General features: G+C 59.4%; 20 protein-coding genes. 15 read left to right on the top strand and 5 right to left on the bottom strand.

Annotation, left to right across the window (positions count from 1 at the left end):
- Positions 1-2 precede the first annotated feature (2 nt).
- From ptsP to cyoD, 7 genes are all read left to right on the top strand, one after another.
- Positions 3-2,594 carry a phosphoenolpyruvate--protein phosphotransferase gene (ptsP, locus tag HB633_RS22655; protein WP_213780375.1) on the top strand — a complete coding sequence of 864 codons (2,592 nt, stop codon included), beginning with the start codon at positions 3-5 and terminating at the stop codon, positions 2,592-2,594.
- A 105-nt stretch (positions 2,595-2,699) separates the two neighbouring features.
- The gene (nagE, locus tag HB633_RS22650; RefSeq protein WP_213780374.1) at positions 2,700-4,475 is read left to right on the top strand and encodes an N-acetylglucosamine-specific PTS transporter subunit IIBC; all 1,776 of its coding nucleotides are present in this window, start codon (positions 2,700-2,702) and stop codon (positions 4,473-4,475) included.
- A gap of 326 nt (positions 4,476-4,801) precedes the next feature.
- A complete protein-coding gene (locus tag HB633_RS22645) occupies positions 4,802-6,169 on the top strand; it encodes a DUF1996 domain-containing protein (RefSeq protein ID WP_346730349.1) in 1,368 nt (455 codons plus the stop codon).
- A gap of 299 nt (positions 6,170-6,468) precedes the next feature.
- On the top strand, positions 6,469-7,362 hold the full coding sequence (gene cyoA / locus HB633_RS22640) for a ubiquinol oxidase subunit II (RefSeq protein ID WP_213780373.1): 894 nt from the start codon (positions 6,469-6,471) through the stop codon (positions 7,360-7,362).
- A gap of 15 nt (positions 7,363-7,377) precedes the next feature.
- Positions 7,378-9,369: a cytochrome o ubiquinol oxidase subunit I gene (cyoB, locus tag HB633_RS22635; RefSeq protein WP_213780489.1), complete on the top strand. Its 1,992-nt coding sequence runs from the start codon at positions 7,378-7,380 to the stop codon at positions 9,367-9,369.
- Positions 9,369-9,977: a cytochrome o ubiquinol oxidase subunit III gene (cyoC, locus tag HB633_RS22630; protein WP_213780372.1), complete on the top strand. Its 609-nt coding sequence runs from the start codon at positions 9,369-9,371 to the stop codon at positions 9,975-9,977. The genes cyoB and cyoC overlap by 1 nt, the downstream gene beginning before the upstream one ends.
- Complete coding sequence (cyoD, locus tag HB633_RS22625) at positions 9,978-10,310, top strand: cytochrome o ubiquinol oxidase subunit IV (protein WP_213780371.1); 333 nt, start codon at positions 9,978-9,980, stop codon at positions 10,308-10,310.
- Positions 10,311-10,461: 151 nt separating this feature from the next.
- Here cyoD and rpoH read toward each other — a convergent pair whose 3' ends face one another.
- On the bottom strand, positions 10,462-11,397 hold the full coding sequence (rpoH, locus tag HB633_RS22620) for an RNA polymerase sigma factor RpoH (RefSeq protein WP_213780370.1): 936 nt from the start codon (positions 11,395-11,397) through the stop codon (positions 10,462-10,464).
- A 396-nt stretch (positions 11,398-11,793) separates the two neighbouring features.
- Between rpoH and HB633_RS22615 the strand changes: the two genes are divergently transcribed.
- Together HB633_RS22615 and HB633_RS22610 are read left to right on the top strand one after the other, a co-directional pair.
- Complete coding sequence (locus tag HB633_RS22615) at positions 11,794-12,360, top strand: acyloxyacyl hydrolase (RefSeq protein WP_213780369.1); 567 nt, start codon at positions 11,794-11,796, stop codon at positions 12,358-12,360.
- A 46-nt stretch (positions 12,361-12,406) separates the two neighbouring features.
- Positions 12,407-12,802, top strand: a complete 396-nt coding sequence (locus HB633_RS22610) for a nuclear transport factor 2 family protein (protein ID WP_213780368.1) — start codon at positions 12,407-12,409, stop codon at positions 12,800-12,802.
- 120 nt (positions 12,803-12,922) lie between these two features.
- Here the strand turns inward: HB633_RS22610 and leuA are convergent, their stop codons facing one another.
- Together leuA and ybiB are read right to left on the bottom strand one after the other, a co-directional pair.
- Entirely contained in the window at positions 12,923-14,581 is a 1,659-nt protein-coding gene (leuA, locus tag HB633_RS22605; RefSeq protein ID WP_213780488.1) for a 2-isopropylmalate synthase, read from the bottom strand.
- A 414-nt stretch (positions 14,582-14,995) separates the two neighbouring features.
- On the bottom strand, positions 14,996-15,964 hold the full coding sequence (gene ybiB, locus HB633_RS22600; RefSeq protein WP_213780367.1) for a DNA-binding protein YbiB: 969 nt from the start codon (positions 15,962-15,964) through the stop codon (positions 14,996-14,998).
- A gap of 237 nt (positions 15,965-16,201) precedes the next feature.
- Between ybiB and HB633_RS22595 the strand changes: the two genes are divergently transcribed.
- From HB633_RS22595 to HB633_RS22585, 3 genes are read left to right on the top strand one after another with little or no spacing between them, the layout of a single operon-like run.
- The gene (locus tag HB633_RS22595; RefSeq protein ID WP_213780366.1) at positions 16,202-16,900 is read left to right on the top strand and encodes a fumarylacetoacetate hydrolase family protein; all 699 of its coding nucleotides are present in this window, start codon (positions 16,202-16,204) and stop codon (positions 16,898-16,900) included.
- A gap of 21 nt (positions 16,901-16,921) precedes the next feature.
- A complete protein-coding gene (gene maiA / locus HB633_RS22590; RefSeq protein ID WP_213780365.1) occupies positions 16,922-17,566 on the top strand; it encodes a maleylacetoacetate isomerase in 645 nt (214 codons plus the stop codon).
- The gene (locus HB633_RS22585; RefSeq protein WP_213780364.1) at positions 17,563-18,174 is read left to right on the top strand and encodes a LysE/ArgO family amino acid transporter; all 612 of its coding nucleotides are present in this window, start codon (positions 17,563-17,565) and stop codon (positions 18,172-18,174) included. The genes maiA and HB633_RS22585 overlap by 4 nt, the downstream gene beginning before the upstream one ends.
- A 47-nt stretch (positions 18,175-18,221) precedes the next feature.
- Here the strand turns inward: HB633_RS22585 and ftsY are convergent, their stop codons facing one another.
- Positions 18,222-19,451: a signal recognition particle-docking protein FtsY gene (gene ftsY, locus HB633_RS22580; protein ID WP_213780363.1), complete on the bottom strand. Its 1,230-nt coding sequence runs from the start codon at positions 19,449-19,451 to the stop codon at positions 18,222-18,224.
- A gap of 322 nt (positions 19,452-19,773) precedes the next feature.
- On the opposite strand from ftsY, the gene rsmD reads away from it, so the two are divergent.
- The 3 genes from rsmD to HB633_RS22565 all read left to right on the top strand — a co-directional run bounded on the left by rsmD (position 19,774) and on the right by HB633_RS22565 (position 21,468).
- Entirely contained in the window at positions 19,774-20,469 is a 696-nt protein-coding gene (gene rsmD / locus HB633_RS22575) for a 16S rRNA (guanine(966)-N(2))-methyltransferase RsmD (protein ID WP_213780362.1), read from the top strand.
- A gap of 190 nt (positions 20,470-20,659) precedes the next feature.
- Entirely contained in the window at positions 20,660-21,163 is a 504-nt protein-coding gene (gene coaD / locus HB633_RS22570; protein WP_213780361.1) for a pantetheine-phosphate adenylyltransferase, read from the top strand.
- A gap of 47 nt (positions 21,164-21,210) precedes the next feature.
- A complete protein-coding gene (locus HB633_RS22565; RefSeq protein WP_056357963.1) occupies positions 21,211-21,468 on the top strand; it encodes a YfhL family 4Fe-4S dicluster ferredoxin in 258 nt (85 codons plus the stop codon).
- An 18-nt stretch (positions 21,469-21,486) separates the two neighbouring features.
- On the opposite strand, the gene hisC is transcribed toward HB633_RS22565, so the two are convergent.
- Positions 21,487-22,551: a histidinol-phosphate transaminase gene (hisC, locus tag HB633_RS22560; RefSeq protein ID WP_213780360.1), complete on the bottom strand. Its 1,065-nt coding sequence runs from the start codon at positions 22,549-22,551 to the stop codon at positions 21,487-21,489.
- Positions 22,552-22,557: the final 6 nt, after the last annotated feature.

The following is a 22,557-nucleotide window of genomic DNA, read 5'->3' as shown; positions in this document are numbered from 1 at the left end:
CGATGCGCCGTGCCGAGGAGTCCCTGTTGAATCATTCCCCTGAAAACCAGAGCGATTTTGTATTGGTCGCGCCGTTCACCGGGCCGATGGTGCCGCTCGCCGAAGTGCCCGATCCCGTATTTGCCGACGGCATGTTCGGCGACGGCATCGGCATCGATCCGCTTGCGGGCGTGATGGTTTCGCCGTGCGATGGCGTCATCACGCACCTCGCGCGCACGCATCACGCGGTGACCTTGCGCACGTCGCAGGGCGCGGAAATCCTCGTGCATATCGGTATCGATACGGTTGAGCTGGGCGGCAAGGGTTTTACGCCGAAGGTCGAGCAGGGCGCGACCGTGCGCGCCGGCGACGTGCTGATTGAATTCGATGCCGACTATGTCGCGCAGCATGCGCCGAGTCTCGTGTCGGTCATTGCGGTGGCGAACAGCGATGCGTTCGAAGTGGTCAACCGCGCGGCTCGCGGCATGTTGCGAGCGGGCGAAAGCCAGTTGCTGGTTCTGCGCAGCAAGGACGGCGTGAAGGCGGACGCGGCGCGCAGCACCTCGAACGTCACCGAGGAAGCACGCCGCAGCATCACGCTCGGTCATGCGGGTGGATTGCATGCGCGGCCGGCCGCCCGTGCACGCGAAGCAGCGCGCGGTTTCGACGCCAAGGTCGAAGTCCGTTTCAACGGCCGCAAGGCGCCGATAGAAAGCGTCGTCGGCCTGCTCGGCCTTGGCGCGGGCGAAGGCGCGACCATCGAGCTGCTTGGAGTCGGGTCGCAAGCCGCGGCGGCGGTGGAAGCGGTCGCGGCCGAATTGCTGCGCGAAGCACATGGTGAAGTGGAAGAGAAACCGGCGCGCACGCGTTCGCCGGCGCCCGTTGCCGCTGTGCGTGATGCTGGCACGCCGCTCGATCCGAACACGCTTGCGGGCGTGTGTGCATCGGCGGGAATTGCTGTTGGCAAGCTGGTCCGCTGGGACGACAACGACGTCACGCCGCCCGAACAGGCAACGGGGACGTCGGCGGCGGAAAGCCGCTTGCTCGACAAGGCGATTGCAGCCATCGACGCAGAACTCGATGAAACCGTGCGCACCGCTTCGCAACGCGGCGCGGTTGGCGAAGCGGGCATTTTCGCGGTGCATCGCGTATTGCTCGAAGACCCGACCTTGCTCGACGCCGCGCGCGACCTGATCAGCCTCGGCAAGAGTGCCGGGTTCGCGTGGCGTGAAGCGATCCGCGCGCAGATCGTCTTGCTGTCCAACGTGGAAGATGCGTTGCTGGCCGAACGCGCCGCGGATCTTCGCGATATCGAAAAGCGTGTGTTGCGCGCGCTCGGTTACACGAACGCGGCCGCGCGCCAGTTGCCCGACGAAGCCGTTCTCTCCGCGGATGAATTCACGCCCTCGGATCTGTCATCGCTCGATCGCACGCGTGTGACGGCGCTGGTCATGGCGCGTGGCGGCGCGACATCGCACGCGGCGATCATCGCGCGTCAGATCGGCATTCCGGCGCTCGTCGCCGTGGGCGACGCGCTGCATGCCATTCCTGATGGCACGCAAGTCGTCGTCGATGCAACCACCGGCCGTCTGGAATATGCGCCCACCGCGCTCGATGTGGAACGTGCGCGCCTCGAGCGCCAGCGTCTTGCAGGCGTGCGTGAAGTGAACCGGAAGACATCGCAGGCAGCAGCCGCGACCAGCGATGGCCGGACCATTGAAGTTGCGGCGAACATCGCGACATTGGACGACGCAAAAACCGCCGTCGAAAATGGTGCCGATGCCGTCGGCCTGCTGCGCACGGAATTGCTGTTCATTCATCGCCAGTCGGCGCCGACGGCTGCTGAACACGCAGAAAGCTATCAATCGATCGTTGGCGCGTTGAGCGGGCGTACGGCGATCATCCGCACGCTCGACGTGGGCGCGGACAAGGAAGTCGATTACCTCACGCTGCCGCCGGAAACCAATCCGGCGCTTGGCCTTCGCGGCATTCGTCTCGCGCAAGTGCGCCCCGATCTCCTTGACGACCAGTTGCGTGGTTTGCTCGCGGTGAAGCCGTTCGGCACGGTGCGCATTCTGCTGCCAATGGTGACCGATTCGGGTGAGCTCGTGCGCTTGAGAAAGCGTATTGATGAACTCGCGGCCGAGATTGGCCGCACCGATCCTATCCAGGTCGGCGTGATGATCGAAGTGCCGTCGGCCGCATTGCTCGCCGATCAACTCGCGCAACACGCGGATTTCCTGTCCATCGGCACGAACGACCTCACGCAATACACGCTCGCCATGGATCGTTGCCAGGCCGATCTCGCCGCTCAAGCCGACGGGTTGCATCCCGCTGTCTTGCGCCTCATCAAGGCGGCAACCGATGGCGCCGCGAAGCACGGCAAGTGGGTTGGCGTGTGCGGGGCGCTCGGCGGCGATCCGGTCGCGGTGCCCTTGCTCGTGGGACTGGGCGTGACGGAATTATCGGTGGATCCGGTTTCGGTCCCCGGCATCAAGGCGCTCGTGCGCAAACTCGATTACCCACTGTGCCGTCAGCGCGCGCTCGATGCATTGGCGCTCGAATCGGCACAGGCAGTAAGAGCAGCAAGCCGCGAAATCTGGCCGCTGGACTAACACGTCCTTCCGGCTGCCAGCCTTCGCGTTCATTAGTAAAAAGAATCGATCGACAACACGTTTCACCTCACGATCAACGACAAGACACTTTCTTTGGAGAATTCGATGGACGCCAACCCGTTTGCAAAAATGCAGCGACTCGGCCGCGCGCTGATGCTGCCGATTGCGGTGCTACCGGTTGCCGGGCTGCTATTGCGCCTTGGTCAGCCGGATGTCTTCAACATCAAGATGATCGCCGACGCCGGCGACACCATCTTCACCAACCTGCCGCTCTTGTTCGCCATCGGCGTGGCAGTGGGTTTCGCAAAGGACAACAACGGCACGGCCGGCCTGGCTGGCGCGATCGGTTATCTGATTGAAATTGCGGTGATGAAGGACATCAACGACAAGCTCAACATGGGCGTGCTGTCGGGGATCGTTGCGGGTTGCGTGGCCGGGTATCTCTACAACAAGTACAAGGACATCAAGCTCCCCGAATACCTCGCGTTCTTCGGGGGGAAACGCTTCGTGCCCATTGTCACGGGGGTGGCCTGTCTGGTGCTCGGGATTGTCTTTGGCTACATCTGGACACCGATCCAGGCGGCTATCGATGCAGCCGGCGGCTGGCTGACGGGCGCGGGCGCAATCGGCGTGTTCGTGTTCGGCGTGCTGAACCGGATCCTGCTGGTCACGGGCCTGCACCACATCCTGAACTCGCTTGCATGGTTCGTGTTCGGTTCGTACACGCCAACGGGCGGCGGCGCGGCGGTGACGGGCGATTTGCATCGCTTCTTTGCCGGCGACAAAACCGCTGGCGGCTTCATGACGGGCTTCTTCCCGATCATGATGTTCGGCTTGCCGGCAGCGTGTCTCGCCATGTTCCATGAAGCACCGAAGGAGCGTCGTGCGGTCGTGGGCGGCCTGCTGTTTTCGATGGCACTGACCGCGTTCCTGACTGGCGTGACCGAGCCGATCGAATACAGCTTCATGTTCCTCGCGCCGGTTCTGTATGCAATCCACGCGGTGCTCACGGGCTTGTCGCTCGCGATCTGCTCGGCGTTGGGCATTCACCTGGGCTTCACGTTCTCGGCTGGCGCAATCGACTATGTGCTGAACTACGGTCTTTCGCAGCGCGGCTGGCTGGCGATTCCCATTGGCCTCGTCTACGGTCTGGTCTACTACGGCCTGTTCCGCTTCTTCATCCGCAAGTTCAACATGGCAACGCCGGGCCGTGAACCCGCAACGACCGACGCAGAAGTCGAATCGTTCGATAACACCGGCTTCGTCTCGCCGACCGCTGGTGCAACGGTGCCGCGCGCTGTCCGCTACATTGCGGCTTTGGGCGGTGCGTCGAACCTGACGCTCGTCGATGCCTGCACGACGCGTTTGCGTTTGTCCGTGGTTGATTCGGAAAAGGTTTCGGAACCGCAATTGAAGGCAATCGGAGCACGCGGCGTGTTGAAGCGCGGTGCGACGAACGTGCAGGTGATCATTGGACCGGAAGCCGATCTCATCTCCGATGAAATCCGCACCGAACTCGAACGTTCGTCCACGCGTGGCGCGACGCCGGCTTCGTCCAGGCCCGCCGCCGCGGAAACTGCGCCATTGGCAGCGGTTTCTGCCAACGAGCAAGGCCCGCTCGATCCCGATCCGGTGCGTTGGCTTGCAGTGTTCGGCGGCGCAACGAACGTTGCTTCGCTCGATGCCGTGGCTGCCACGCGTCTGCGTGTGGTCGTGCGCGATCCGTCGTCGGTTGATCGTCAACGCTTGTCGACGCTCGACGTAGCGTGGGTCTCCGCCGATACGTTCCACATTGTCGTGGGCAACTCGGCGCCGCGTTACGCCGCAACCATGGCGAAGCGTCTTTCGCCGGGCAACGGAGCTTCGCCGCTGCCGGCGTGATGTCTGCTTGATGCTGCGACGCGAACTCATCGGCCTCGATGAGTTCGAAAATCATGAGTTTCCTTTGGGTTGCTTTTAAACCCTTTAAGACCCGGCATGGCGAAAGTCATGATCCGGGTCTATTATTTGGTTTGGAAAAAATAAGTTTACCTAATTAAATATTAAAACGTAACGAACTCTGCCGTTGTTCCTTTTTGCATCAATGATTGATCGCAGGAAAACCTGTTTTTGAGCGAACTCGTCTATTTAAATAAAGAATCCTAATCAATTTAAAAAACGAGAAACTGATCGAATCGGCATTTCAGTTTCCATAACAGGAGTCGATCGTGAAAATCAAGTTTGTCATGTGGTTCATGCTCATGCTGGCCGCCAGCGGGGCGCACGCCGCGGCGTCGTTCTCTGTGCAGTGCACGTATTCGCACACGTTGCCGGATGATCCGATTGTCTACCCAGGCAAGCCGGGAGAAGCAATGGTGCATGATTTCTTCGGCAATCCGGGATCGAATGCAAACTCCACGTACGAATCGCTGGCAGCCAACAAAGTAACAACGTGCAATGCGAGCGCCGACGTTTCGTCGTATTGGGCGCCGCAGTTAAAGCGCGCGTCTGGCGTAATCGTTCCTTCGTACCAGAAGACTTATTACAAGAACGACCAGGCAGTGGTTCCCATCACTGCTCCACCACCGGGCTTGCAAATGTTGGCAGGAGACCATATGGGCACTGCGCCCAACTCGCACGTCAGCTTTCTGTGCCCGAACACGGGCTATACATCGACAATGCCCACGACCTGCGCGCCCGGCACCCCTGGCGGAACGTCCCAACTCAACATCTCCGTGCGTTTTCCGGATTGCTGGGACGGCCATTCGCTGAAACCGAATCTTGGAACCAACCGGACGGCGCGAATGAACAACCTCATGAAAGTGGCGAATGGCGCGTTGAATGTGGCTTACCGCAACAGCGACGGCACGTGTCCCGCCGCGTACCCCGTGAAGATTCCCGAATTGCAGCTGAACCTTGCGTATGACCTCGGGACTGATCCGGACTTGTCGACTGCGCAACTCTCGCTCGACCCGATATTCCAGGACGGCCAATGGGTCCCGCAATGGGGAAGCATGTACACGGCGCACGGCGACTTCTTCAATGCGTGGCACGTGTCGACCATGAAATACCTCGTCGATATGTGCATGAACAAGCCCGAAACGGGCGGAAGCTGCGGCAGCGGCATTCCCACCTATTACTCGGCAGCAAGCGCAGATGTGCAAGTCGATAGCGACGGTACCCTGCATCCGGTCGATACAACCATCGTCTCCGTGCCGGGCAACGTGGTTCTGATCAAATTCCCGATGCCGACCAATCTCAACGACTACCCATACGCCAAGTCGTACTTGCAAACCTACGGCGGCAACTCGACCGACAGCGATGCCGTCATGCTCGACCTCTATGCCGCCACAACGACCTGGAACGACGGCGCCGACTTGCCGGCCACTACGGCATGCAGTACCAGTGAGCGAATAGGCGGGATCTATCTCGATAACGTCAAGCAAGTCCGGCTGAACGAGATATCCGGGTACATCGCATCACAAAAAGCCGCTGGGGTAGCGCAAGTCGGCCTGTGCATTCGCAACAACACGGGACGAACGGTGACGTTCTCCTCTAGAGAAGGCACTTGGACGCCGGGAATCTACCTGAAGTGATCAACTAGCGGCTTTGCGCGACATCAACGAACGCAGTTCGGTACCCTTTAGCCGAACTGCAGCTTTTCTGTGACATTAATTCGCGAGCTTTCTTAGTTAAATCCGATTATCTCGAAAATCTTTCCCTGCGACCTGATAAAAACCAGAATTGATATGTGGCGATAAGACGCATCGAATAAAACACAAAATGTTTTTTGAAAAAGTTGGATCAGACCAGGCCTTGAAACCGCGCTACCCTTTGCCAGAGGCTCATTAAGAGTCGAACGTAATATCTCAAAAACTTTGAAATCGGGCATGGTATGAAACAAAAATCCGGGTCGGGGTTTTGCAAGCGGTTAGCAATTTTCCCTGCTCTTCTTCTGTCAGGTTGCGGCGGCCAAATGGATCTTCTCGATCCCAAAGGCAGCATCGGGCTGGCTGAGAAGAATCTTATTTTGACGTCCACATACGCCATGCTCATCGTGGTCGTGCCTGTTATTTTTCTGACGCTTTTGTTTGCGTGGAAATACAGGGCATCGAATACATCAGCCGAGTATTTGCCGAAGTGGGCACATTCCACAAAAATCGAAATCGTGGTCTGGCTTGTGCCGGCCTTGATTATTCTTTATCTCGGAATTCTGACTTATAAGAGCACACATGCGCTCGATCCTTATAAGCCGCTTGAGTCCGAGGTAAAGCCGATTAACGTCGAAGTCGTGGCGCTCGACTGGAAGTGGCTTTTTATCTATCCGGATCTTGGCATTGCGACGGTGAACCAGATTCAGTTTCCGGTTGGTACGCCGGTGAGCTTCAAGATCACGTCGGATTCGGTGATGAACTCGTTTTTCATCCCGCAACTGGGCGGCCAGATCTACGCTATGGCGGGCATGCAAACCAAGCTGCATCTGATCGCCGACCACGCCGGCGACTATGCCGGCCTGTCCGCGAACTTCAGTGGCCAGGGTTTCTCGGACATGAAGTTCCGAGCCATTGCGACCACGCCGGAAGAGTTCGCCGCATGGGTGGCGAAGGTAAAGGCATCTCCAAGTCAGCTTGACGGCGTGAACTACGCGGCCGTTGCCTCGCCGACCGAAAAGCACCCGGTCCAGTACTTCTCGAAGGTCGACGCGAATCTGTTTCAGACCATCGTCGCGAAATACAACAACGGGCATGCTCGCAACATACCCGACCCGATCTGCCGCACGAAGGGATAAGCCATGTTTGGAAATTTGTTGGGAAAATTAACGCTGGCGGACATACCGTTCGACCAGCCGATCATCATGGGCGCGGCAGCCTTCATGGCGCTCATTGTGGTGGCCGTGGTTCTTGGGCTGACATGGTTCAAGAAGTGGGGCTATTTGTGGAGCGAATGGCTGACGTCCGTCGATCACAAGAAGATCGGCGTGATGTATATCGTGGTCGCGGTGTTGATGCTGCTGCGCGGTTTTGTCGATGCGCTGATGATGCGCAGCCAGCTCGCGTTCGCGTATAACGGGCCCGGCTTCCTGCCACCCGAACATTACAACCAGATCTTCACTGCGCATGGCGTCATCATGATTTTTTTCATGGCAATGGCGTTCATGATCGGCTTGATGAACATTGTCGTGCCGTTGCAAATCGGTGCACGGGACGTCGCGTTCCCGTTCATCAACTCGCTCAGTTTCTGGATGACCGCGGTTGCAGCAATCCTGATCAACATCTCGCTGGTGATCGGCGACTTCGCGCAAACCGGGTGGCTGGCTTATCCGCCATTGTCTGAACTGCAGTTCAGTCCAGGAGTGGGGGTCGACTACTACTTATGGAGCTTGCAGCTTTCCGGGATAGGGACGTTACTCACGGCCGTCAACTTCTTCGTCACGATCATCAAGATGCGCGCGCCCGGCATGACGTACATGAAGATGCCGGTGTTCACGTGGACGTCGCTGTGCTCGAACGTGCTGATTCTCGCCACGTTCCCGATCCTGACCGCAACGCTCGCATTGCTCGCGCTCGACCGTTACCTCGGCATGCACTTCTTTACGAACGATGCCGGCGGCAACGCCATGTTGTATCTGAACCTGATCTGGGCGTGGGGACATCCGGAGGTGTACATCCTGGTGCTGCCGGCATTCGGCATCTATTCGGAAGTCGTCTCTACGTTCGCCAAGAAACCGCTGTTCGGCTACAAGACCATGGTCTACGCCACGTGCTCGATCATGGTGCTGTCTTTGCTCGTCTGGCTGCATCACTTCTTCACCATGGGTTCCGGCGCGAACGTAAATGCGTTCTTCGGGATCATGACCATGATCATCGCCATTCCGACTGGCGTGAAGATCTTCAACTGGCTGTTCACCATTTACAAGGGACGGCTCGAGTTGTCGTCGCCTGTGCTGTGGACAATCGGTTTCATGGTGACGTTCACCATCGGCGGTATGACGGGTGTGTTGCTGGCCGTGCCGGGCGCGGACTTCGTGCTGCACAACAGCTTGTTCCTGATCGCTCACTTCCATAACGCGATTATCGGTGGCGTGGTGTTTGGCTATCTTGCCGGCTTTACGTACTGGTTCCCGAAGGCGTTCGGTTTCAAGCTGAACGAAACCCTCGGCAAGTGCGCGTTTTGGTGCTGGCTCATCGGCTTCTGGACCGCGTTCATGCCGCTGTACGTACTCGGCTTCATGGGCGCGACGCGCCGTATGAATCACTACGACACCCCCGGCTGGCAGCCTTACATGATCGTCGCGCTGATCGGCGCCTTGATCATCCTCGTCGGTGTGTTGTGCCAGGTGGCTCAGGTTGTTGTCAGCGTGGTGAAGCGCAATACGCCGGCGTACAAGGACGTCACCGGTGATCCGTGGAATGGCCGCACGCTCGAATGGGCGACCAGCTCGCCGCCGCCGGTTTATAACTTCGCGGTCTTGCCGGTGGTGCATGAACTCGACGCCTTCGCTCACATGAAGGAACGGGGCCGCACGCGCCACGCCCGCGAGGATTACCGCGATATCCACATGCCGCGCAACACCAGCGCCGGCCTTGTGGTCGCCTTGTTCAGCCTGGCAATAGGTTTCGCGCTGGTCTGGCACATCTGGTGGCTCGCGATTGCCGGATTGCTGGGCGTGATCGTGACGCTGATCATTCGCAGCTACGACAATGACATCGACTACACCATTCCCGCTGCAACCGTTGCGGGAATGGATGGCTCGCCGGCGCAAACACGCGCGCGCGACCTGCAGGAGGCACTGTAATGCTGACTAAAACCATTTCACACGATATGCCGGAGTCGCACGACGACCACGGCTCATCGAATACGGTCCTCGGGTTCTGGGTATACCTGATGACCGACTGCATCATCTTTGCGTCGTTGTTCGCCGTGTTCGCCGTCATGGGCAACCAGTTTGCAGCAGGTCCTTCAGGAAAGGACGTGTTCGAATTGCCTGGCGTCATGCTGGAAACCGCCATTCTGCTGTTCAGCAGCATCACGTTTGGCTTCGGCATGCTTGCCGCTTATAAGGGCAAGAAGACTGCGCTGCTGTCCTGGCTCGCCGTCACTTTTCTGCTGGGCGCTGCGTTTATCGCGCTGGAAATTCATGAGTTCCAGTTGCTGATCCAGCAAGGCTACGGCCCCGGAACCAGCGCGTTTTTGTCGGCGTTCTTCACGCTGGTGGGAACGCATGGGCTGCACGTTACGGCCGGCCTGATCTGGATGGTGGTACTCGCCGTGCAGGTTATCGGCAGCAAGAAAATTACCCAACGCAGTCTGACGCGCCTCGCGTGCCTGAGCCTCTTCTGGCACTTCCTGGACATCGTCTGGATCTGCGTCTTTACCTTTGTTTATCTGACGAGCGTCGTATAAATGGCACACGCACATTCAATCGATACCGGCGCGGGCCACGGCAGCGTGCGCTCGTATGTCATTGGCTTTGTTCTGTCGGTCGTGCTGACGGCTGCAGCGTTCGGGCTGGTCATGCAAAAGGCCTTGGGGCCGACGGAAACGATCATCGCGATTGCGGTGCTCGCCTTGATCCAGATCTTCGTGCATCTCGTGTTCTTTCTGCACATGAACACGTCGTCATCGCAGCGATGGAATGTCGTCGCGTTCGGATTCACCATTCTGGTGGCGGTGATCGTGATTGGCGGGACGTTGTGGGTCATGCATAACGTTGGCCACCATATGATGTCGCGCTAGGCTTCTTAGCGCTGCGATTTGCATAGGAACGGCGCCCGGAGGAAACTCCGGGCGCTTTTTTTATCGCAAAGCTGTCTGCATAAAATTTCCGGACAAAAAAATGCCCGCCGTCTTTCGACCGCGGGCATTTTCCAAGCTTGCTACTTACGCTTTAAGCGTATTCATGCAAGGCCGAGCGCATCTTCTTCATGGCGCTGGCTTCGATCTGACGAATCCGCTCAGCCGACACGCCAAACTCATCGGCGAGTTCGTGCAATGTCTTGCCGCCCGAGCCGTCGTCTTCCACTTCGAGCCAGCGCGCCTGAACGATCCGGCGGCTGCGTTCATCGAGTGATTCGAGCGCGGTCGACAACCCCTCGCTCTGCAACTTGTCGAACTGACGCGATGCCAGCACGTTGGTCGGCTCGTTGTGCGAATCCGCCAGGTAAGCGATAGGCGCGTACGATTCTTCGCCGTCGTCAATCTGGCCTTCCAGCGCAATGTCGCCGCCGGAAAGACGCGTTTCCATTTCCGAGACTTCTTCGCGCTTCACATTCAGCTCTTTCGCAAGGCTATCTACTTCGCCCGGCGTGAACGCGTTGTGCCCGGTCTTATGGCTGCGCAGGTTGAAGAACAGCTTGCGCTGCGCCTTCGTGGTTGCAACCTTCACCGTGCGCCAGTTGCGCAAGATGTATTCGTGAATCTCGGCCTTGATCCAGTGCATGGCATACGAAACGAGCCGCACGTTTTGCTGCGGATCGAAACGCTTTACAGCCTTCATCAAGCCGATATTGCCTTCCTGAATCAGGTCGGCGTGCGGCAGGCCGTAGCCCAGATAATTCCGGGCGATGGACACGACCAGGCGCAAGTGCGACAGCACGAGCTGACGGGCAGCGTCGAGGTTGTCGTTCTCGCGAAATTCGGTGGCGTACTGACGTTCTTCCGACGGCGTTAGCATCGGAATCCGGTTGACAGCCGAAATGTAGGCGTCGATGTTGCCGATTTGACCAGTCAACATGGACGACTGCGCGAACGTGAGCGCACCTGCCGAAGCGGCCTTGGCCGACGCCGAGTGTCCAGTAATCGGAAGGGTTATCGCATTGGTCACGCTTGTCTGCTCCTTATCAACAAAAAACCCGATGAAAAACCGGGTCCAGCCACGATATTAGCACTCTGCTATTTCGAGTGCTAAAGATTAGAGGGGCGATATGTGCGAGAGTTCCCTAAAAGCTATTAGAACGGATGCTCCAATAGCCCGTACGTGGTTTCCCGAACCTACTCCTTCGATTTCGCAAGCAGAAACGAGTTCGCTGTCGATTTTACCGAAAGAAACCTGCAAGCTTACGCACGAATTACCTCTTAAACTCCAGATCGACGAAACTTAATTCCGCATTTCCAACATTCTGCAGAACTGTTCTGAGCTTTTTTTTAAGACCGTCTCTAAAATGGCGACGTGCCGCCCATGCGGCGAGTGAGTTTCGAGAAACCAGCTCCGGAGTAGTTCATGCAAAAGAACAAAAGTGTTTGGCAAAAACGCTCTTTTTACGGCGCCTTGCTGGGGGCTCTTGCCTTGGTTTCGGCTAGCGCCAAAGCTGACCAGTTTGGTGTTCAGATTGCCGGTGGGGTTGCCGATCACGATGTCCGCAAGGCGGATGTCGGGGTCGTGTGGGACCCGAACTGGACATGGTGGGAAATTGGCGGATTCCATTTCACGGTCGTCGGTGAGGCGCATGTCGCTTATTGGGACATTCGCGAAAGCAACGCGGCGCATCCGAACATCTGGGAATTTGGCCTGACGCCAGTATTTCGTTTTATCAAGAGTTCTGGCTGGTTCCGGCCGTATGTGGAGGCGGGCGTTGGCGTGCGGCTCTTGTCGCACGTGCGGGAGACGCAGGACCGTACGTTCTCGTCGTCCTTCCAGTTCGCCGATATGGTGGGCGTTGGCGCGCAGTTCGGCGCGCACCAGAACTACCAAGCGGGCTTCCGGTTTCAGCATTTATCCAACGCCGGTATCGAACACCCGAATCCTGGTATAAATTTCAGCCAGTTATATTTGCAGTACAACTTCTGACGGGGACCGCGTCTGTCGGTTCCTCAAGCGTGAGAGGAACCGATCGATGCCGGCACATCCCACCGATTCGCCCGCCGAGGCAATTCGCGAACTCGAGCGCGGCCGCTTTCGCGCAATGGTCGACGGCGACGGCGAAGTGCTCGACGCGCTGCTGGCGGACAACGCCAGCTACGTCCACACCAATGGCAAGCGCGAGTCGAAGCGGCAGTTCATCGACGCAATCACGGCCGGGCGCCGACGTTACCGGCAAATCGAGATCCAGACGCAGGAGCTGATGCCGGGCGGCCGGGACACGTGGATCGTGCACGGGCGCGCGCTGATCGAGATGGAGTCGAAAAACGGCGCGCTGCTGTTTCCGATTGCGTACACAGCCGTTCATCTTCATGTCGATGGCCACTACAAGCTGCTTGCGATGCAGGCGACACGCGTGGCGCTGGATTAGCGCCGGTTATATGCCGTGGGTTTGGCATCGTAGAGCCGGTGGTTGAACTTCAGCGCCTTGTGAGCGCTGGCCGCCGTGCCGGTCCGCGGCGTCGCCTGCTTCGTCGTTATGTAACCCTTCTTAAGCCGCGACCGCTTCGTCTTCCATCGCCTTGCGTCCAGCCCAGCGCGCGCGATTCATCGCGCTGATAATCGCGTCGCTAATTGCCTGCACCGCGTTCGCGTGCACGGCGACGCCGTATCGCGCGGTCTGATCGCCAATCCGGCAACCGATGAAAACCGCCGTCTCCCCCTTCACCGTTACCGCCGTTTCAAACGAAGTCACATCGATGGTCGCGCCGGCCACCTCGGCCAATACCGCGGCAACGGCCTGCGCGTGCGCTTCGTCGGCGGTCTTCGATACCGGCAGCGTCACACGGCGTTCATTGAAGTGAATCGCCGATGCATCGGCGCGCGAGGCGGGGCCTTTCGCGTCGAAGTATTCGCGTTTGAAGAGGGCGCAAATGGCTTCGCCGGAAACTTCTTCGCCGGAGGAATCGGCGACTTTCTGGACGGCGTGGCTGAATTCGATCTGTACGCGGCGCGGCGGCGTGAAGCCAAGGCCGCGTTCGAGAAGATAGGTCGCGCCGCCTTTGCCCGACTGGCTATTGACGCGGATTACGGCGTCGTAGCTGCGGCCGAGATCGGCGGGATCGATCGGGAGATAGGGCACGTCCCAAACCGTACCGTCTACGCGCTGCGCGAAACCCTTGCGGATCGCGTCCTGATGCGAGCCGGAAAACGCCGTGAACACGAGATCGCCGGCATACGGGTGACGCGGATGCACCGGGATCTGGTTGCATCGTTCGACGACGCGGCGCACGCCATCGATATCCGAAAAATCGAGGCCCGGATCGACGCCTTGTGTGTACAGGTTCATCGCGAGCGTGACGAGGTCCACGTTGCCGGTGCGCTCGCCGTTGCCGAAGAGACAACCTTCCACACGATCCGCGCCGGCAAGAATCGCGAGTTCCGCAGCGGCGACGGCCGTGCCGCGATCGTTATGCGGATGCACGGAGAGCACGATGCTGTCGCGATATCCCATGTTCCGATCCATCCATTCGACCTGATCGGCGAAGACGTTGGGCATGGCCGCTTCGACCGTGGCGGGCAAATTCACGATCATCTTGTGATCGGGCGTGGGCCGCCACATTTGCGCGACCGCGTCGCAGACTTCGCGGGAAAACGAAAGCTCGGTCATGCTGAACGTTTCCGGCGAATACTGATAAGTCCAGTGCGTGCCGGGGCGCGCTGCGGCGCATTCCTTGATGATGCGCGTGCCTTCCACCGCGAGCGCCTTGGTTTCTTCCTTCGTCATCCCGAAGACGATCTTCCGGAACGACGGGCAGATCGCGTTGTAAAGGTGCACGATCACGCGGGGCGCGCCTTCCACAGCCTCGAACGTCCGCTCGATGAGATCCCGGCGCGACTGCACGAGCACTTCGATGGTGACATCGGCGGGAATGCGGTTTTCGGTGATCAGCTTGCGCACGAAGTCGAAATCCGTCTGCGATGCCGACGGAAAGCCCACTTCGATTTCCTTGAAACCCACCGCCACCAGCATCTCGAAGAACTCGAGTTTGGCGTCGATGCTCATCGGGTCGATCAGCGCCTGGTTGCCATCGCGAAGATCGGTGCTCATCCAGATGGGCGCGCGCTCGATGATGCGATTTGGCCATTGGCGGCCTTTGAGCGTGACTTGAGGGAAGGGGCGGTATTTCTCGGAAGGGTTGCGCATCATCATCGTGGGCCTCGGCTGAACGCGTTGTACGCGTGAAAGCGCAGTCGTTGCGAGGCGGACGAGTGGCCGGCGGCTTGCCGGCATCGGTCCAGTGCGCGCTGCCTGGGTTCGCGTGTTGCCCGGGCGTGGATGACGCCGGTGACAAACGTGAACGATGCAAATGCAGCGTGCATGTGATCCTCGCGATTTCGACCCGTGGATGAACGGACGAAAGCAGACGACTACGGGTGGTAAAAGAAAGGGGAGCTACGGGAACTGCAGGAGGGACCGGGCGTTGGGAACGCGCGGCGCCACGTTTAGCGACTTACGCTAGACGTAGCGATAGGGGCCGCGCTAGGCGACCCAGAGTAATTCGAAGGGAGGAGAATTGGGCAAAGCTCATTCGTGTACATTAGCCGACGGCGTGCGGGTTTGTCAACCGTCTTGCCGTCTGACAATTTCCGTAATCAACTCCGCCTGACGTGCGAGCGCGGCGGGAATCGGCGCTTCGCCGCGCAGAACGGTCTCGATCCAGCGTGCGGTCGTGGCGGCGTCGAGGGCTTCGGGCAGCGGCACGGCGGGCGCTTCCGGCGACGATCGTTCTGGCGAAACGAGCGTTTCTGCGTGGCCATCATGGAACCAGTCGACTTGCACTTGACGGCGTGTATCGGCTACGGCTTCGCCTTCCGTGCCACGGGCGAGCAGCGCGCCGCCGGCGGCGGCATCGGGATGTTCGGTGAAAAGCCCCGTCAGGCTTTCCCGATATTCCGGATGCGTGTAGTTCACAAGCCGCAAGCCAGGCTGTGCGAACGGCTGAAGAATCTTGACCAGCGTATGGGTGGAATTGCGCACGCCCATGATCCGGCGGATAGCGAGAAGGCGCGCGAGCTTGGGCGCGAGCACGCCAATAGGCGCGAACGATAGGCGGCGCGAGGCAAGGTTGTCTTCGATTTCATCGTGGGAAGTCGATGCCTCTATGCCCAGTTCCGCGAAGATCGCGGCGCTCGTCACACGGCCGGGGTCGTCGGTGACGCCATGCACGAGCACCGGCACACCTTCACGTGCAAGCAGCAAGGCCAGCAGCGGCGTGAGGTTGGGTTGCTTGCGTGCGCCGTTATAGGTCGGGATCGAAACCGGACGCGCGTTATCGCGGCCATTCTGGATATGCAGCGGCTCGAACGAGCGATGCGCGGCCGCGAGCATCGCGGCAAGTTCCGCCGACGTTTCCCCCTTCACACGATACGCAAGCAGAACCGCGCCGAGTTCGAGATCGGAGACGCGGTTGTCGAGCATCGCTTCGTAGAGCGCGTACGTGTCCTCGCGGGTCAGCGCGCGCGCACCGTTTGGCCCGCGGCCGATTTCCTTGATGAAACGGGCGCAGGGGAAAGCAGCAGAGTCGGTCATCGAATGGTCCGAGCGGCCGTCTCGCACAAGTGTCGATGTCTTCACTCAGGTTTTGCACGATAAGGCGCTTCAATTGTGAAATGCGGGAACACATTCAGTACCGCATTTGAGGCGGCCTTGCAAGCGCAGGCGGTGCGATTACCTCACCGCCTATGCCATTCGGCCGAGTCGCGACGGCAAACCGCGCACGTTAAACTTAGGTCCTTGGTCGAGCCATATCAAACAGGAGAAAGCGCAATGAGTCACGTATTTGCTGCGGCGCCGGTGGTTGCGGTGCCGGTGATCGGTTCCAGCGATGAATTCCCCGTTCGCCGAATTTACTGTGTCGGCCGAAACTACGAGGCGCACGCACGTGAGATGGGCCACGATCCGGATCGCGAGCCGCCGTTCTTCTTTGCCAAACCGGCCGATGCCGTGCTGTACGTCGCGCCTGGTGCGACCGGCGAATTCCCGTATCCGTCGCAATCGAAGAATGTGCATTTCGAGATGGAGCTGGTTGCGGCCATCGGCAAGCGGGGCAAGGACATTCCCGCCGATCAAGCGCTTGACTACGTGTTCGGCTACGCGCTCGGCCTCGATATGACCCGCCGCGACTTGCAGGCCGAAGCCAAGAAACTCGGCCGTCCGTGGGATACGGCAAAGGGCTTCGATCACTCCGCGCCGCTCGGTCCAGTTCATCCTGTGGCAAAGGTCGGGCATCTGGAAAAAAGCGCGATCTGGCTCACCGTCAATGGCGAAGAGAAACAGCGATCGGACATCTCGCAACTGATCTGGTCGGTGGGCGAGACGATCGCGTATCTATCGACGTTGTTCGAGCTGTTTCCTGGCGATCTGATTTTCACGGGCACGCCTGAAGGCGTCGGCGCGATCCAAAGGGGCGATTTGATGAAAGGCGGCGTCGATGGAATCGGCGAGTTTGCGGTGCGCGTGGTCTGACTATAAAAACGGAGGAGACCGATGAAGCTCTATAGCTATTTTCGGAGTTCGGCCGCGTATCGCGTGCGGATTGCGCTGAATCTCAAAGGGCTCGATTACGACTACGCGCCGGTTCATCTTTTGCGCGATGGCGGGGAGCAACTGAAGCCCGAATATCGCGAGTTGAATCCGGACGGCATCGTGCCAACGCTCGTGGATGGCGACGACGTGCTGACGCAGTCGATTGCGATCATCGAATATCTGGAGGAGACGCATCCTGAGCCGCCGCTGCTGCCGGGGAGCGCGTTGGATCGCGCGTTCATTCGTTCGGTTGCGCTGCAGGTGGCGTGCGAGATTCATCCCATCGACAACCTGCGCGTGCTCAAGTACCTGAAGCACACGCTGAAGGTTGGTGAAGAAGCGAAAGACGCGTGGTACAGGCATTGGCTGGAAGCAGGCTTCAGCTCGCTGGAAAAGCGTCTGGCGAACGACCCGCGCGTCGGCGCGCTGTGTTTCGGCAATACGCCCACGCTCGCCGATCTGTGCCTCGTTCCGCAAGTTTTCAACGCGCGGCGTTTCAACATCGACATGAGCCGGTATCCGACGATCGAACGTATCGCCGATCACGCCGGGCAAATCGATGCGTTCGCGCGCGCCGCGCCCGGGCAGCAACCGGACGCAGAATGACAACAGCAGTTTTTTTATCCGGCGCCGGACTTGGCGCAAGTTTGATTATCGCGATTGGTGCTCAGAACGCGTTTGTATTGCGGCAGGGTTTGAAGCGGCGGCATGTGGGATTGGTCGTCTCGATCTGCGCACTGATCGATGTGATGCTGATCGGGTTGGGTATCGGCGGAATGGGGGCGTTGATTGCGCGCGCACCCGTTTTGCTCGACGTGATTCGCTGGGCCGGCGCGGTGTTCTTGTTCCTCTACGGCGTGAGGGCTTTTCACGCGGCGTGGAAAGGGCCGGGGCACTTGCAGGCCGAGAATGGTGAGACGCAGACGGCGTTGAAAGCGGCATCGACCGTGCTGGCCTTATCGCTGCTCAACCCGCACGTTTATCTGGACACGGTCGTATTGCTCGGCGGGATTGGCGCGCGGTACGGATGGCCAGGGAACGCGTGGTTCGCGGCCGGGGCCATGTGTTCGTCGATTATCTGGTTCACGGCGCTTGGATTCGGCGCCAGGTTGCTGCGACCGCTGTTCGAGAAAGATGTCTCGTGGCGCGTGCTCGATGTGATTGTGGGCGTGGTGATGTGGTGGATTGCCGGGGTGTTGATCTTTTCGCGGTAAGTCGTGCTTCACTGCAGGCGTAATGAGAAAGCCTGCAGTGCCCGGAATCAACTGCCCAGCAACGCGTCCGCGAATTCGTCGGCGCTGAACGGCTGCAGGTCTTCCACCTTCTCGCCCACACCGATGAAATAAACCGGAATCGGCCGCTGGCGTGCGATCGCAGCGAGAATCCCACCCTTCGCGGTGCCGTCGAGTTTCGTCACGATCAACCCGGTCAGGCCGAGTGCATCGTCGAATGCCTTTACCTGGGCGAGCGCGTTCTGGCCGGTGTTTGCATCGATAACCAGCAGAACCTCGTGCGGCGCATCCGGCTGCGCCTTCGCGATCACGCGCTTCACCTTGCGCAACTCTTCCATCAGATGGAGTTGCGTGGGCAGGCGACCGGCGGTATCGGCCATCATTACGTCGATCTTTCGCGCGCGCGCCGCGCCGACGGCATCGAAAATCACGGCGGCTGCATCGCCGCTTTCCTGCGACAGCACCGTCACGTTGTTTCGCTCGCCCCACACGCGCAATTGCTCGCGCGCTGCTGCCCGGAACGTGTCGCCGGCGGCGAGCAGCACGGACTGATCGAAACTCTGCAAATGCTTCGCCAGCTTGCCGATGCTCGTGGTCTTTCCCGCGCCGTTCACGCCGGCGATCATCATCACCAACGGTTGTGCGCGGCCCAGCATCAGCGACTTTTCGAGCGGGCGCAGCAAATCTGCGAGAAGCGAACGTAGCGCGGCCTTCACCTGCATTGCGTCGGTGAGGCGCTCGCTGCGCACTTTTTCACGCAGCTCTTCGAGTAAGTATTCGGTCGCGTCCATGCCTGCATCGGACATGAGCAATGCGGTTTCAAGCTCTTCGTACAGGTCGTCGTCAATCTTCGCGCCGACAAAAATCCCCGTCAGTCCCGAACTCGTCTTCGACAAACCCGTCTTCAGGCGAGTGATCCACGAACGTTTCGCGCCGGCGTCCGCCTCCGGCGGCGGCACGATGACCGCCGTTTCCTGCTGTGCGGTCCATTGAGACGCGGTGCGGCCTTGCCAGTACGGCTTTGTTTCCGCGCTCGGCGAATCGTCTGCCGGTTGAGCGGCAGTTACGGGCGTGGTGGCGTGCGAAAGAGGCTCGTCAACGCTTTCCACTGGCTGGGCGGGCGTAACGGGCGTGGTCGCATGCCGAAGTCCTTCATTGGCCTCGGATTCCGAATCCAGATCGACTACAGCGTCCTCCGCCTGATCTTCATCGGGCGTATCGCTCGTTTTGCCTACTAATCGTTTGAAAAAGCTGAACATGGTCTGCAATGGTGGAGGTGGCGATTCATCTGTGCTGTTGCGACTTCACGAGTCGAACGTCTGCGAAAACGCAAAGATGATGTAGCCGCCGTGCCGCGAAAAACCGCCAAAAACAGCGGGAAGAGCCGGGCGAAAAGCGCAAATACGCGAAAGATGCGTATTTTATCAGCCGGCACCGATTGTAGTAGCTGCGTGGCGGCGGCCCATGACATCCATGGCGACGGGGCTGTGGTAACGTGCCCGCATCGGTGAAAGGCATTGTTATCACCTACTTTTTCTTCGATCCGCCCGCGGCCAAGCGTCCGCCCACTCATGCACGTCCATGTCCCGCTCTGACATCACCCGAACGCTCACGCGAAATCCCGAACGCACCCGCGATAAAACCCGCGAATCCGCCGCGCCGACTCAGCGGGGGCCGAAAGAGCGTGAAGCGCAGCCATCGCGGGGCGGAAAGGCGCATTCCATTCGTATCATTGGCGGTGACTGGAAGCGCACGCCGTTGCCTGTGCTGAGCCTCGACGGTCTGCGTCCCACGCCAGATCGCGTGCGCGAGACGCTTTTCAACTGGCTCGGTCAGTCGCTCGACGGCCGCCGCTGTCTCGACCTCTTCGCCGGCAGCGGCGCGCTTGGCTTCGAAGCCGCGTCGCGCGGCGCAGTGCGCGTACTGATGGTGGAGCGCAGCGGCCGTGCGGTCGCGCAGTTGAAGGCAAACCAGGCGCGCCTGGCGGCGAAGAACATCGAAATCGTGGAAGCCGATGCGCTGCGACTCGCTGCAAACCTGCCGCCGAATTCCTTCGATGTCGTTTTCCTCGATCCCCCTTTCGGCGACACCACCATGCTCCAGCGCGCGCTCGTGCTCGCGGCGCCGCTGGTGTCGGCGAGTGGCTTGCTGTACGTGGAATCGGGCGAACCGCTCGACCCCGCACAGGTGCCCGCGCTCGCCGGATGGGCAATTACCCGCGAAGGCAAGGCCGGCGCGGTCCGCTATCATTTGCTGCAGCGCGAAAATGAGGAATAATGCGCGTTCCAAAACGCTGGCCGGCGATGCGCGGGTCATGGCCGAAGAGACCTGCGAAGGGGTATGTAGCCGGACATGATTGACGACGGCTTCTTGTAGATACCGGCATCGTCCCAATTTTCATCTGGCGAAGCATCGTCAGGAATTCTGCAGAAATAGCCAGAAAAAGTATCAGAAGAGGAGATGCCCCATGGTTACAGCCGTTTATCCGGGAACGTTCGATCCGCTCACGCGCGGTCACGAAGACCTTGTGCGACGCGCATCGAGTATTTTCGATACGCTGGTGGTTGGCGTTGCCGACAGCCGCAACAAAAAGCCGTTTTTCAGCCTCCAGGAACGGCTGGACATTGCCCATGAAGTATTGGGGCACTATCCAAACGTGAAGGTAATGAGCTTCAAGGGTCTGCTAAAGGATTTCGTGCGCAAGAACAACGCGCGCGTGATCGTGCGGGGCCTGCGCGCTGTTTCCGACTTCGAATACGAATTCCAGATGGCCGGCATGAACCGGTATCTGTTGCCTGACGTCGAAACCATGTTCATGACGCCATCGGACCAGTATCAATTCATCTCGGGCACGATCGTGCGCGAGATCGCGCAACTTGGCGGCGATGTCAGCAAATTCGTGTTCCCATCGGTGGAAAAGCGTTTGCAGGACAAGGTTGGTCCGATCGTGCCCGATCCTGCTGTGCCGTGAGTGCGCATCACAAAGCCGGCTGAAACGCCGGACGAAGAGAGTAAAGCATGGCCCTGTTCATTACCGACGAGTGCATCAACTGCGACGTGTGCGAGCCCGAGTGCCCGAACGACGCCATATCGATGGGCGTCGACTACTACGTCATCGACCCGAACAAATGCACGGAATGCGTTGGACACTTTGACGAACCGCAATGCGTGCAAGTGTGCCCCGTGGAATGCATTCCGCGCGACCCGGCGCATGACGAAAATCCCATCCAGCTGATGGCGAAATATCACGCGTTGATGAAAGCGAAGGGCGCCTGAACAAGCGCCTGTTCGCATTTACAGCACGGCGCGCAACGCGGCGAGAAGCGCGTCACATTCGGCGTCCGTGCCCACGGTGATCCGCAAATGCTGGTCGATCCGCGGCAGCCTGAAATGCCGCACGAAAATCTCTTTCTCCTTCAAGCTTGCGGCGAGCGCCGCGGCGTCATGTGACGGATGGCGTACGAACACAAAGTTCGCCGCCGACGGCACCACATCGAATCCCAGCGCCTTCAGTTCGTCCGATAAACGCTCGCGGCTCGCAACGACCTTCGCGCAGGTATCGCGGAAATACGCGTCGTCTTCAAACGCAGCGATGGCCGCAACTTGAGCCAACCGGTCGAGCGGATACGAATTGAAGCTGTCCTTTACACGCGTGAGCGCCTCGATCAGCGCTTCATGGCCGAGGGCAAATCCCACGCGCATGCCAGCTAGCGAACGCGCCTTCGATAACGTCTGCACAACCAGCAGATTCGGATATTCATCGACCAGAGTTGCCGCTGATTCCGCGCCGAAATCCACATACGCTTCATCGATCACAACAACCGAATCCGGGTTCGCCGCGAGCAGGATCCTGATCTCGTCGAGCGGCAACGCACGACCGGTGGGCGCGTTCGGATTCGGCAAAAGCACGCCGCCATTGGGCGCGCGGAAATCATCGACATCGATGCCGAAATCCGCGTTCAGCGGCATTGCATCGAACGCGACGCCATACAACTGCGCGTACACGGGATAAAAGCTGTACGTGATATCGGGAAAACGGATCGGCTTGTCGTGCTTGAGCAGCGCCTGGAAGGTGTGCGCGAGAACTTCGTCGGAGCCGTTGCCAACGAACACTTGCTCCACGCGCAATCCATGATGCCGCGCGATCGTTTCGCGCAAGGCGCGCGCCGTCGGATCGGGATATTTGCGCAGCGAATCGCCGTCGTTTCCAAGTTCGCGCTGAATTGCATCGATGACCCGCGGCGACGGCGGATACGGATTTTCGTTCGTATTGAGCTTCACGGGATGTGCAAGCGCGGGTTGCTCGCCGGGCACATACGGCGTCAGCATGTTGACGATCTCGCTCCAGAAACGGCTCACGTTTCG

This window comes from Caballeronia sp. dw_276 (genome assembly GCF_018449635.1).
In the GTDB taxonomy this organism is placed as follows: Bacteria; Pseudomonadota; Gammaproteobacteria; order Burkholderiales; family Burkholderiaceae; genus Caballeronia.
This window is presented reverse-complemented; position numbering and strand designations above follow the sequence as displayed.

What these genes read in the sequence shown, in the direction of transcription:
- ptsP (WP_213780375.1), top strand. Translation starts at nt 3, where the DNA reads ATGCGCCGTGCCGAGGAGTCCCTGTTGAATCATTCCCCTGAAAACCAG.
- nagE (WP_213780374.1), top strand. Translation starts at nt 2,700, where the DNA reads ATGGACGCCAACCCGTTTGCAAAAATGCAGCGACTCGGCCGCGCGCTG.
- cyoA (WP_213780373.1), top strand. Translation starts at nt 6,469, where the DNA reads ATGAAACAAAAATCCGGGTCGGGGTTTTGCAAGCGGTTAGCAATTTTC.
- cyoC (WP_213780372.1), top strand. Translation starts at nt 9,369, where the DNA reads ATGCTGACTAAAACCATTTCACACGATATGCCGGAGTCGCACGACGAC.
- cyoD (WP_213780371.1), top strand. Translation starts at nt 9,978, where the DNA reads ATGGCACACGCACATTCAATCGATACCGGCGCGGGCCACGGCAGCGTG.
- HB633_RS22615 (WP_213780369.1), top strand. Translation starts at nt 11,794, where the DNA reads ATGCAAAAGAACAAAAGTGTTTGGCAAAAACGCTCTTTTTACGGCGCC.
- HB633_RS22610 (WP_213780368.1), top strand. Translation starts at nt 12,407, where the DNA reads ATGCCGGCACATCCCACCGATTCGCCCGCCGAGGCAATTCGCGAACTC.
- leuA (WP_213780488.1), bottom strand. Translation starts at nt 14,581, where the DNA reads ATGATGCGCAACCCTTCCGAGAAATACCGCCCCTTCCCTCAAGTCACG.
- ybiB (WP_213780367.1), bottom strand. Translation starts at nt 15,964, where the DNA reads ATGACCGACTCTGCTGCTTTCCCCTGCGCCCGTTTCATCAAGGAAATC.
- HB633_RS22595 (WP_213780366.1), top strand. Translation starts at nt 16,202, where the DNA reads ATGAGTCACGTATTTGCTGCGGCGCCGGTGGTTGCGGTGCCGGTGATC.
- maiA (WP_213780365.1), top strand. Translation starts at nt 16,922, where the DNA reads ATGAAGCTCTATAGCTATTTTCGGAGTTCGGCCGCGTATCGCGTGCGG.
- HB633_RS22585 (WP_213780364.1), top strand. Translation starts at nt 17,563, where the DNA reads ATGACAACAGCAGTTTTTTTATCCGGCGCCGGACTTGGCGCAAGTTTG.
- ftsY (WP_213780363.1), bottom strand. Translation starts at nt 19,451, where the DNA reads ATGTTCAGCTTTTTCAAACGATTAGTAGGCAAAACGAGCGATACGCCC.
- rsmD (WP_213780362.1), top strand. Translation starts at nt 19,774, where the DNA reads ATGTCCCGCTCTGACATCACCCGAACGCTCACGCGAAATCCCGAACGC.
- coaD (WP_213780361.1), top strand. Translation starts at nt 20,660, where the DNA reads ATGGTTACAGCCGTTTATCCGGGAACGTTCGATCCGCTCACGCGCGGT.
- HB633_RS22565 (WP_056357963.1), top strand. Translation starts at nt 21,211, where the DNA reads ATGGCCCTGTTCATTACCGACGAGTGCATCAACTGCGACGTGTGCGAG.